10 protein-coding genes and 1 tRNA gene are annotated in these 10406 nt (G+C 69.4%); 5 read left to right on the plus strand and 6 right to left on the minus strand.

Annotated features, from left to right (window positions below; genetic code table 11):
* The first annotated feature begins 146 nt into the window (after window positions 1–146).
* From IEZ15_RS05500 to IEZ15_RS05515, 4 genes are read left to right on the plus strand one after another with little or no spacing between them, the layout of a single operon-like run.
* On the plus strand, window positions 147–1310 hold the full coding sequence (locus IEZ15_RS05500) for an HpcH/HpaI aldolase/citrate lyase family protein (protein ID WP_189274642.1): 1164 nt from the start codon (window positions 147–149) through the stop codon (window positions 1308–1310).
* Window positions 1311–1356: 46 nt separating this feature from the next.
* Entirely contained in the window at window positions 1357–3885 is a 2529-nt protein-coding gene (locus tag IEZ15_RS05505; RefSeq protein WP_189274643.1) for a phosphoribosyltransferase, read from the plus strand.
* The gene (locus tag IEZ15_RS05510; RefSeq protein ID WP_189274645.1) at window positions 3882–4739 is read left to right on the plus strand and encodes an HAD family hydrolase; all 858 of its coding nucleotides are present in this window, start codon (window positions 3882–3884) and stop codon (window positions 4737–4739) included. The genes IEZ15_RS05505 and IEZ15_RS05510 overlap by 4 nt, the downstream gene beginning before the upstream one ends.
* A gap of 59 nt (window positions 4740–4798) precedes the next feature.
* Window positions 4799–5458: an O-methyltransferase gene (locus tag IEZ15_RS05515; protein ID WP_189274648.1), complete on the plus strand. Its 660-nt coding sequence runs from the start codon at window positions 4799–4801 to the stop codon at window positions 5456–5458.
* A gap of 32 nt (window positions 5459–5490) precedes the next feature.
* Here the strand turns inward: IEZ15_RS05515 and IEZ15_RS05520 are convergent, their stop codons facing one another.
* From IEZ15_RS05520 to IEZ15_RS05535, 4 genes are all read right to left on the minus strand, one after another.
* Window positions 5491–5718, minus strand: coding sequence for an FmdB family zinc ribbon protein (locus tag IEZ15_RS05520; RefSeq protein ID WP_114244342.1), 228 nt, complete (start codon window positions 5716–5718; stop codon window positions 5491–5493).
* A 76-nt stretch (window positions 5719–5794) separates the two neighbouring features.
* Window positions 5795–6385: a DUF4383 domain-containing protein gene (locus IEZ15_RS05525; protein WP_114244341.1), complete on the minus strand. Its 591-nt coding sequence runs from the start codon at window positions 6383–6385 to the stop codon at window positions 5795–5797.
* Between the two features lie 129 nt (window positions 6386–6514).
* The gene (locus IEZ15_RS05530; RefSeq protein ID WP_189274651.1) at window positions 6515–7900 is read right to left on the minus strand and encodes a hypothetical protein; all 1386 of its coding nucleotides are present in this window, start codon (window positions 7898–7900) and stop codon (window positions 6515–6517) included.
* A gap of 71 nt (window positions 7901–7971) precedes the next feature.
* Window positions 7972–8736 carry a DUF4097 family beta strand repeat-containing protein gene (locus IEZ15_RS05535; protein WP_373302500.1) on the minus strand — a complete coding sequence of 255 codons (765 nt, stop codon included), beginning with the start codon at window positions 8734–8736 and terminating at the stop codon, window positions 7972–7974.
* Between the two features lie 236 nt (window positions 8737–8972).
* Between IEZ15_RS05535 and IEZ15_RS05540 the strand changes: the two genes are divergently transcribed.
* Window positions 8973–9044: transfer RNA gene (locus IEZ15_RS05540), tRNA-Val, on the plus strand.
* 759 nt (window positions 9045–9803) lie between these two features.
* Here IEZ15_RS05540 and IEZ15_RS05545 read toward each other — a convergent pair.
* Window positions 9804–9953, minus strand: coding sequence for a hypothetical protein (locus IEZ15_RS05545; protein ID WP_189274653.1), 150 nt, complete (start codon window positions 9951–9953; stop codon window positions 9804–9806).
* Window positions 9954–10070: 117 nt separating this feature from the next.
* Window positions 10071–10226 carry a hypothetical protein gene (locus IEZ15_RS05550; protein WP_189274655.1) on the minus strand — a complete coding sequence of 52 codons (156 nt, stop codon included), beginning with the start codon at window positions 10224–10226 and terminating at the stop codon, window positions 10071–10073.
* Between the last annotated feature and the right edge of the window lie 180 nt (window positions 10227–10406).

Raw genomic sequence — 10406 nt, forward strand, 5'->3', positions numbered from 1 at the left:
AATCACGTTGTCTGCAGTACGTGGACCCGTCGGGAAATGGACGAGTTACCCGGAATTCATGCACGTAGGGAACTGTTGACACCCGTTCGTACGTACTATTACCGGCCATACGTTGTCCGGTCTCTCAGGCAGTTCGGGGGAATCACATGCGTCATTTCGGGCATATTGCGCCCGCTGCGAGAGAGGGTCTGTTCTTCCAGGAGCCGCGCGAATTCGGTGCGGACTCGCCGGCCGGCATGCTTTCGGCCGCCCTGGGAGCGACCCTGTACAGCCCTGCCACCAGGCCGCGACTTGCTGACGATGTCATCAAGCAGGCCGGGCGCGGTGTCGTCTCGATGGTGCTGTGCCTGGAGGACTCGATCGATGACTCCGAAGTGGACGGCGCCGAGGAGAACCTGGTCAGACAGTTCACAGACCTCGATACGCGCGGATCCGAGGTGCCCCTGCTCTTCATCCGGGTCCGGGAACCGGGCCAGATGGTCGACCTGGTGAGCCGGCTCGGCCGCAGCGTCCGATTGTTGTCCGGTTTTGTACTTCCGAAGTTCACCGAAGAGCGTGGCGTGCCCTTCATGGAAGCGCTCACCGACGCCGAAAAGGCTTGTGGGCAGCGTCTGTTCGCCATGCCCGTTCTCGAATCGCCCGAGCTGCTGCATCTGGAAACCCGCAGGGAAACACTCCGGGGAATCACCCGCACCGTCAACAAATACCGCGAGCGGGTACTCGCACTGCGGCTCGGTGTCACCGACTTCTGCTCGGCCTACGGGCTCCGCAGGGCGCCCGACATGACTGCGTACGACGTACAGATCGTCGGCGCCGTCATAGCCGACGTGGTCAATGTGCTGGGCCGGGCGGACGGCACGGGCTTCACGATCACCGGCCCGGTGTGGGAATACTTCCGGCTCCAGGAGCGCATGTTCAAGCCGCAGCTGCGCCGCAGCCCCTTCCTGGAGGGCCGGGCCGAGGAACTGCGCACGGCACTGATCGAGCACGACCTGGACGGCCTGCTGCGCGAGATCGAGCTCGACCGGGCCAACGGCCTGCTCGGCAAGACCTGCATCCACCCGTCGCACGTCGCGCCCGTGCATGCGCTGTCCGTGGTCAGTCACGAGGAGTTCAGCGACGCACAGGACATCCTGCGGCCGGAACGCGGCGGCGGTGGCGTCATGCGCTCCGCGTACACGAACAAGATGAATGAAGTGAAGCCGCACCGTGCCTGGGCCGAGCGGACCCTGCAGAGGGCCGAGGCCTTCGGCGTGGCGAGGGAAGACGTCGGCTTCGTGGAACTGCTGGCCGCGGGCCTCGCGGAATGAGCGGGCCCAGTGGAACGAGCGGGCCTCGTGGAACGAGCGTGTCTCGATGAGCGAGCGCGCGGCAAGGAAAGAGACGGCGAACGTGGTGTGGTCGGGTAGCTGGGTGGCGGAGCGACTGGGCGTCGAGCTCGTCGGCAACGGGAAGCCCGACGGCGACAGGGAGCTGAGGGACCTGCTTGGCCTCGCCCTGCGCCGCAACCCCAAGCGGGCCCATCTGCTCGTGTCGAACGTGCTCGGCAAGCACGTGCCGCAGAAGCCTTCCGTGGTGTACGGCGTCGGATTCGAGCTCGGCCGCCGGGTGCGCGAACTCCTCGGTGACGCCGAGGCGCGTCGCGCGGTCGTGCTCGGTTACGCCGAGACGGCCACCGGTCTCGGCCACGCGGTCGCCGACGGGCTCGGCGTGGCGCCGTACCTGCATTCGACGCGCCGCCCCGTCGAGGGCGTGGAGCGGGCGGGCGGCTTCGAGGAGTCGCACTCGCACGCCACCTCGCACCTGCTGCTTCCGGAGGACCCGAACCTGCTGGCGGGCGAGTGCGGCCCGGCGGACGCAGACACGGATGCATACGCAGACGCGCCGCTGGTGCTGGTGGACGACGAATTCTCCACGGGCAACACCGTGCTCAACACCATCCGCGCGCTCCACGAGCGATACCCGCGGAGCCGGTACGTCGTCGTCGCCCTGGTGGACATGCGGTCGCCGGCCGACCACGGAAGGCTGACCGAGTTCGCCGCGGAGATCGGCGCGCGCGTCGACCTGGTGGCGAGGAGCTCGGGCACGGTCACCCTCCCGGAGGGCGTCCTGGAGAAGGGCCAGGCACTGGTCACCGCGCATGAGGGGGCCGGTTCCGCCGGTTCCCGAGCGGCCGTCGAGCAGGGGCGCCGACCGTGCACCCGGGTGGACCTCCAGTGGCCCGTCGGTGTGCCCGACGGCGGACGGCACGGCTTCACCCCCGCCCACCGGGCCGCCCTCGAACCGGTCCTCCCGGCCATGGCCGCCCGTATCGCCGCTTCACTGGGTGGCGCCCGCCGCGTACTGATCCTCGGCTTCGAGGAGCTGATGTACGCCCCCCTCCGCCTGGGCGCGGCCCTGGAGGACCACACCGATGCCGAGGTGCGCTACTCGACGACCACGCGTTCCCCCGTCCTCGCCGTGGACGATCCCGGCTATGCGATACGCAGCCGGCTGGTCTTCCCGGCCCACGACAATCCGGCCGACGGCCCCGGTGACCGCTACGCGTACAACGTCGCGGGCGCCGGTTTCGACGCCGTGGTCGTGACCGTCGACTCCACTGCCGACACCCCCGAACTCCATGCCCCCGACGGCCTGTTGGCGCAGCTCGCCGCGCACACCGACCACGTCCTGCTCGCGATCGTCCCCTCGTACGTCCCCTCGGGCCTCCCCTCGTACGTCTCCGAACGGCAGGAACCCCCCATGCTGCCCGAGCCCCTCCGCGGCCCCGCCTTCTCCTCCTACGCGCCGGACGAAGTCGGCTGGCTGCTCCAGGACCTCTCGGACACCGAACTGGAGGCGCCCACCGAGGAGCGCGAGGAGGCGATACAGAGCGGTGGCGCGCACTACGCCGAGTCGCTCCCCGTCGAGTACCAGCCGTCCGCCCAGTACCAGAGCCTGTTCAAGGCGGCGCTGGACCTGTCGGCCGCACGCGTCGCCCGCGCCGTCGGCACCGTCACCGAGACGGTCCTCGCCGAGCGCGGCGCTCGCCCCGTACTGGTCTCGCTCGCCAGGGCCGGCACCCCCGTCGGCGTACTCATGCGCCGCTGGGCCCGGCACCGGCACGGACTCGATCTGCCGCACTACGCCGTCTCCATCGTGCGGGGCCGCGGCATCGACGCCAACGCCCTGCGCTGGCTGGCTGCCCACCACGACCCGGCGGATGTCGTCTTCGTCGACGGCTGGACCGGCAAGGGGGCGATCACGCGTGAACTGTCCGCGGCGCTCGACGGGTTCGGCGGATTCAACTCCGAGATCGCGGTCCTGGCCGACCCGGGCGGCTGCGTCCGCACCTACGGCACCCGCGAGGACTTCCTCATTCCGTCCGCCTGCCTCAACTCCACCGTGTCCGGGCTGATCTCGCGGACCGTCCTCCGCTCCGACCTGGTCGGACCCGACGATTTCCACGGCGCGAAGTTCTACCGGGAGCTTGCGGACACCGATGTGTCCGGCCACTTCCTCGACACCGTCGCCGACCACTTCGACGAGGTCGTCGACGCCGTGGACGCCGAGACCAAGGAGCTGCTCGCGGCCGATCGCGCACCCACCTGGGAGGGCTGGGCCGCGGTGGAACGCATCAGCGAGGAGTACGGCATCCACGATGTGAACCTGGTCAAGCCGGGCGTCGGCGAGACGACCCGTGTACTCCTGCGCCGCGTCCCGTGGAAGATCCTCGCCAAGCGCGGCGCGGGCGCCGACCTCGAGCACATCCGCCTGCTCGCCGAGCAGCGGGGCGTACCGGTCGAGGAGGTCGACGAACTCCCGTACACCTGCGTCGGGTTGATCCACCCGAAGTACACCAGGGGTGCGACGGGCGCGGACGGCCGGGCGGTGGAGTCGAAGTGACCACCCCGGCCAGCGCGGCCACTCCGGCCACAGCGACCGCCCCCGTGACACTGGTCGCCAGCGACCTCGACCGCACCCTGATCTACTCGACGGCGGCGCTCCATCTCCCCATGCCGGACGCCGAGGCCCCCCGGCTGCTCTGCGTAGAGGTGTACGACCACAAGCCGCTCTCCTACATGACCGAGACGGCCGCGACCCTGCTCGACGAACTCGCCCGCACCACGGTCTTCGTCCCGACGACCACCCGTACCCGCGAGCAGTACGGGCGTATCCATCTCCCCGGTCCCGCACCGCGGTTCGCGATCTGCGCCAACGGGGGACACCTCCTCGTCGACGGCGAATCCGACCCCGACTGGCAGACGCGGGTCTCCCGCAGGCTCGCCGACGAATGCGCCTCGCTCGCCGAGGTCCGTGCCCATCTCCTGGCGGCGGCCGACCCCGCCTGGCTGCTCAAGGAACGGGTCGCCGAGGACCTCTTCGCCTATCTCGTCGTCGAACGCGCGCTGCTGCCCGAGGGCTGGGTCAAGGAACTGGGGGAGTGGGCGGAGACTCGCGGCTGGACCGTCTCCCTCCAGGGCCGCAAGATCTACGCCGTGCCGGGCCCGCTCACCAAGAGCGCCGCCATGAACGAGGTCGCCCGGCGCACCGGCGCCACGCTCACCCTCGCCGCCGGTGACAGCCTCCTCGACGCCGACCTGCTCCTCGCCGCCGACCGAGCCTGGCGCCCGGCCCACGGCGAACTCGCCGACACCGGCTGGAGCGCCCCGCACGTCGATGTGACGGCTGAGCACGGTGTGGCGGCGGGCGAGGAGATCCTGCGCCACTTCCTCGGGGCTTCCCTCGTCCAGCAGTAGCAATATGTGAGGACAGGGCGGCGCGAGCCCGGCCCGGTGGGACCGACGAGGAGCATGCGATGAGCAAGGGCAACGAAACCAAGATCACGGACGAGCTGTACGCCTACATGCTGGCGCACAACCCACCGCTGGACGCGGTGCAGCGCGAGCTCGTCGAGACCACGTACGCACGCCTCCCCGACCAGGCCGGTATGCAGTCCGCCGAGGAACAGGGACCGCTGCTCGCCTTCCTCGTCCGGCTGACCGGGGCCCGGCACATCGTGGAGGTCGGGACGTTCACCGGCTTCTCCGCCCTGTCGATGGCACAGGCTCTGCCCGCCGACGGACGGCTGATCGCCTGTGATGTCTCCAAGGAGTGGACCGCATACGGCCGGGAGGCGTGGGAGAAGGCGGGCGTCGCCGACCGGATCGAACTCCGTATCGCCCCCGCGCTCGACACACTGCGGGCGATGCCGGCCGAGCCGCACATCGACCTCGCCTATCTGGACGCGGACAAGGGCAACTACATCCCGTACTGGGAGGAACTGGTGCCCAGGATGCGGCAGGGCGGTCTCGTCGTCACGGACAACGTCCTCTTCCACGGCGGGGTGACCGACCCGCAGGCGACCGGCGGAGCGGCGGCGATCAAGGAATTCAACGACCATGTGGCCGCCGATCCGCGGATGGACAGCGTGCTGCTCACCGTGTCGGACGGGCTGACGCTCTCCCGCAAGCGGTAGGAGCCGCAGGCCGCGACTCCGGTTGCCCGCTCTCAGCCGCAGCAACCCCCGCCGCAGCAGCCGCCACCGCCCCCGCCGCCGGCCGACGGCGCGGCGGGCGCGGACTTGGCCGACGAGCCGCCCACGGCAACGGTGGAGAGAAGCTTCACGGTGTCGGCGTGCCCGGCGGGGCAGGAGGCCGGGTCCGAGGACTGAGCCATCGGGCGGCTGAGTTCGAACGTGTCTCCGCAGGAGCGGCAGCGGTACTCGTAACGAGGCATGACCCCAGGCTATCCGGCGCCGGCCCGGGGCAGACAGGCACGACGGCCGATCGGTGGTACGGAGACGTGGTACCGGTTACGGACGGCGGACAACCGGCATCGTCGTCGGCGTTGCCTTCCGGCCCGTCCGCATCTCCCGCTCGGCCTCCTCGGGGTGGCGGGCCCGCCAGTACGGGTTGTCGTGCGGAAGGCCGCCGCTGACCCGCCCGTACATTCCGAACATCATCAGCATCAGGCCGACCACAAAGCTGAACAGCACATTCTGCATGTGGAAGGCGAGGAAGTTGTAGTCGGTCCCGAGCAGCGCGAGATTGATGAATCCGCTGAGGATGAAGGCGATGCCCAGAATCATGTTGAGCGTCGAGGCGAAGTTGCCGCCGATCACCATCCCGATGAACAGCAGCAGGCCGACGCAGATGGACAGGACGCTGAGGGCACCGTTCGTGTTGAGGCCGGCGACGGTGGCACCGCCGGTGTTGAAGAAGCCGATCTCGTCGATCAGCCCCAGGATTCCGAAGGCGAGAAGCACCAGCCCCATCAGTCCCGCCCCGACCCGGTAGACGCGGTTCAGCCGGTGATCGAGCGGAAGGTGCTTGTCGAGCTGGGTGACCTTACGGCGGCGCCGCGGGGTCCGTCGCCCGGTGGCGTGCAGTACATGGCTGGCCATATCGGCCTCCTTCGCGCGTACTACCAGGATCCGTCCACGGGGATGCCGACGCACATCAGAAGGGCCGAAGGACCCGAACCCGGCGTATCGGAACCCGACGAGTCAGGAGGGCTGTCGCCGCCCTGCACGTCACCCGCCGGCCCCGCGCTCCTCACGGATCTCGGAGACCACCCGCGCCGCCGTCCGCCGTACCGCATCGGTCTCGGTCAGAAAGTGCCAGTAGTCGGGGTGGCGCCCCTCCAGACCGGCGACGGCGCGCTCCAGCCGGGCCACGGCATCGTCCAGCGGACGGGCATGACGCGGATCGGGGGTGTTGCGCCCGGCCATGGCCAGGCGCTGGGCGTCCCGGATCGCGAACCGGGTTCGCTGGATCTCCTGCTGCGGGTCCTTGGCCACCTCGTTCAGCCTGTGCAGCCGGTCGCCGGCCGCGGACACCGCCTCGTCGGTGGCGTTCAGCAGGGCGCGCACCGTGCTCAGCCGGGAGGTCGCATCGGCCCACCGCTGCTCGTCCCGCGCCGTGGCGGCTTCCTTCAGCTTCTCCTCGGCCTGGCGCACATTGGCTGCCGCCTGCTCCGGCACCGGCTGGAGATCCTGCCAGCACGCTGCAGCGAACCGCCGCCGCAGCTCGCTCAGCACCGGCTCCACGGAGCCCGTCCGGGTCGTCAACGCCTGGGCGCGAGTACGCAGCGACACCAGCCGGTGGTCGATCTCGGCGGCCCGTTCGGGCAACTGGGCCGCCTCTGCCCGTACCGCCTCGGCATCGCGCAGCACCCGATCGGCGCGCTGCAGGGTCTCCGGAACGCCGTGCCGGCCGGCGCCCTGGTTGAGCTTGGTCAGCTCGGGAGCGAGGGCCGCCAGCCGCGCGGCGAGGTCGTCCGCCCGCAGTCCGGACGCCCGCACTGCATCGAGAGCATTGCTCGCACCGAGAAGCGCCTGCCGGGCCCGCTCCACAGCGGGCGCGAGCCGGGCGAGCTGCGTCTCAGCGTTGCCCAGCAGCGGCCCGAGCCCCTGCGCGAACCGGTCCAGCTCACCCTTGACCCGCACCAGCTCGTCCTTGGCCGTGGTCAGCTCGGCCCTGGCACGGGCCGCGACGGCCGGCTCCAGATCGTCCCGGTCCAGGTCGTGTGCGTCGACCGCGGTGATGTACGTATGACTGGCCTCGTCGATCCGCCGCCCGAGAGCGGCGAAGTCATCCACGGCCTTGCGCGCACCGGGCGAACTGTCCACCGCGGTGATCGTCTCGATCGAGATCCGCAGATCGCGCTGGGCCGTGTCCAGCTCGTAGAAGGCGGCGGCTGCTGCGTCCTTCGCGGCCTGCGCATCGGCGCGCTGATTCTCCCCGCGCCCGCCGAACCAGCGCCTCGTACCACCACCGGCGAACGCGGCCGGCAACGCGGCGGCGAGCAGCGGCACCGGCAGCAGCATCAGCGCGAGGACGTCCCCGATACCCCTGGCATCCCTGACGGCGGAACTCTCACCCGCTCTCGCCTGCGGCCGCGCGTGTGTCGCCGTCACATCCCTCTCCCGTGCCGTTTCGCCCTGCCCGGTACATTCTCCCACCAGGTAAGGACGAACACACGGGCCGGTTAGTTCGCGCTTCGGACCGTGACTTGGCCGTTGTCGCTCCGGGCCTTCACCACGTGGCTGCTGTTGTCGCTGCGCGGCGCGTCCACCGAGACGCGTCCATTGTGGGCGACGGCATCCACCGCATACCTCACGGAGCCGCCCGGCAGATCGATGGTGATCCCTCCGTTGTCGCTCTCGGTGTCCACGAGATCGGGCACGGAGACGAACCCCAGCCGGATCCTGCCGTTGTCGGACCGGGCCGACACGGACTTGGCCGAGATCCCTTCGGTGACGATGCCGCCGTTGTCGCTCGCCAGCTCGAGCGGCCCGCTGGAGTCCCGGACGGTCACCTTTCCGTTGTCGGCGTGGAGTGTGAGGGGAGTGTCGAAGCCGGACGCGACGACCTTCCCGTTGTCCCCCTTGACGACCACCGCCACCCCGCGTGGCACCTTCACCCGGTGCTGCGCGGCACAGTCGCTGATCACCGCCCTGCACTTCACCTGGAGCGTGAGCGTGTCGTCCTGCATCTTCCACTTGGGGTCGGGCCCGTTCCCGAGAACCACCCACCCGTCGACATGACGGGTCACCTCGACCTTCCGTACGTCGGCCGGTACGAGCTCCAGAGACGTGTGACCGGAGTCGATGGTCAGCGTCTTCCCACTGAGCGCGAACGACTTGTGCTCGGCGGGCGCGTCGCCCGGATCAGTACTGCCGCAGCCGGTGAGGGCAAGACCGAGCAGCAGGGCCCCACCGGACGCGATGAGAGTGCGGGTACGGAGTGCCACGGTGATCTTTCCCCCAGGTCGTACCGCGGGCGGTCCCGACGGTGTGCGCCTCACCGTACGTATGCCGGCCCACCCGGCAGAATCCGGACGGCTACCGTATGAGGGGTGGGGATATCCCCCGGACGCCGCCACGGCCACCCGGGTCGCGCCACGCACCCCGCCGCCTCGTTCCCTGCCGTACCCGGCACCGTTTGTGACCGTGGGCCGTAGTCCATGTACGCTGTTGCCTCATCCACGGGTGCGTAGCTCAGGGGTAGAGCGCTGCTCTTACAAAGCAGATGTCGGCGGTTCGAAACCGTCCGCGCCCACAGTAGGAAACCGCAGGTGAAAGCCTGAACGGGCCCTCCAGCCGTGATCGGCCGGAGGGCCTTTTTCATGATCGATGCCACATGGATGCCACATCCCCAAAAAGTGAACACTCCTCATCACTCGTTCGAGAGGGGTGGATGCGCCCCTTGACCGCGTAAGGTACGGGGCAGGAGGGGCAGGAGTATCTCCCCGCACACGCCTGACACGCGCCTTCCATAACCTGCGAGCCCCCGGCGGGGAGGCCAGGGTCGCAGAGCGAGAAGACCCCACCGCGCAGATCGGTGGGGGTCTTCCGTTTTTAAACGGTAGCCGCCCCGCACCCATACCGGGTGCGGGGCGGGACGCCTTGACCAAGTCATGGCGTCATCCGGCGCAATCAGGCGGACACGCGAACGCCGATGCGCAAGCAAAAGGGGGGTGATACCCCGCACCCGCAAGATCAACCATTTTTTTGTTGGCCTTAACGACAAACGCTCACGGCCGGGGGACGTGGGCAGGTGCACCACCCGCCTTGCCCCCTGACCGCTGCAGCGACACTCTGATCCGAACCGCCGATGCGATCGGTGTACCGCTCGCCGCCTCGTACAGGAATGAGCCCCGGCCGGTTAACGGGGGCAGCCGACCGGGGCGGTCTGGTTACAGTGCGGGCGGCCCGGAGCCAGGGCAAGTCTCAGTTCCGGACCTGTTCCTCTGATGAATGCTGGTCGGCTGGCCCGACTGACAGCCAACCGCGGCGCCCGCGAGATACCTCTGCCCCGTCAGATCGGGCGGTGCATGGCAGCGAACACGACCGCCACATAGACGAACACGAGCACGGCCGCAGCGGTGATGAGCGGTCGACGGCGTGCCGAATCGGGCCTGGCTCTATCTCGGCCTCGCTGCTTGAGGACCTGGTCCGTCTTCTCCATGCCAGTCATCGCTTCCGTGTGAAAGTTGTCCCGCCCGTACCCCGGCCACCGCCGGCCTCGGGTACGGGCGTGCCCCGCCCGCAGCTGGTCGGCGCATTCGTCAGCTGCGAGCGGGAGTCAGCGCCAGGTGGGTCCGGGGCGGTCCCACGACTGGCGGGCGTAGGGGGTGTAGTGCGGACCACTGTGTCCCGGGGGAAGGGTGCACCGTGCTTTGGTCTTCGGGTCCATGTCCCAGCAGTGGCAGGTGATGACGTTCGTCGATTCCGTCTTCATCGGCGGGCCTCCCGCCATGCCCGCGTGAACAGGACCGCCGTGGGACAGGGCGCCTTCGCTTGGCACGACGCACAGTCATAGGTATGGGCAATGAGGACGTCGTACGCCTCATCCCCGCGTCGGGAATGGCTAGCTTCCGTCAGTGACACATCGGCTCCTTCGGGCAGGTACGGCAGCGTC

It is taken from the genome of Streptomyces atratus, assembly GCF_014648655.1.
Classification (GTDB): Bacteria; Actinomycetota; Actinomycetes; order Streptomycetales; family Streptomycetaceae; genus Streptomyces; species Streptomyces atratus.

Excerpts from the sequence above, each read along its gene's own strand:
- IEZ15_RS05520 (WP_114244342.1), bottom strand. The coding sequence starts at position 5,718 with ATGCCTCGTTACGAGTACCGCTGCCGCTCCTGCGGAGACACGTTCGAA.
- IEZ15_RS05500 (WP_189274642.1), top strand. The coding sequence starts at position 147 with ATGCGTCATTTCGGGCATATTGCGCCCGCTGCGAGAGAGGGTCTGTTC.
- IEZ15_RS05525 (WP_114244341.1), bottom strand. The coding sequence starts at position 6,385 with ATGGCCAGCCATGTACTGCACGCCACCGGGCGACGGACCCCGCGGCGC.
- IEZ15_RS05515 (WP_189274648.1), top strand. The coding sequence starts at position 4,799 with ATGAGCAAGGGCAACGAAACCAAGATCACGGACGAGCTGTACGCCTAC.
- IEZ15_RS05545 (WP_189274653.1), bottom strand. The coding sequence starts at position 9,953 with ATGGAGAAGACGGACCAGGTCCTCAAGCAGCGAGGCCGAGATAGAGCC.
- IEZ15_RS05550 (WP_189274655.1), bottom strand. The coding sequence starts at position 10,226 with ATGAAGACGGAATCGACGAACGTCATCACCTGCCACTGCTGGGACATG.
- IEZ15_RS05505 (WP_189274643.1), top strand. The coding sequence starts at position 1,357 with ATGAGCGAGCGCGCGGCAAGGAAAGAGACGGCGAACGTGGTGTGGTCG.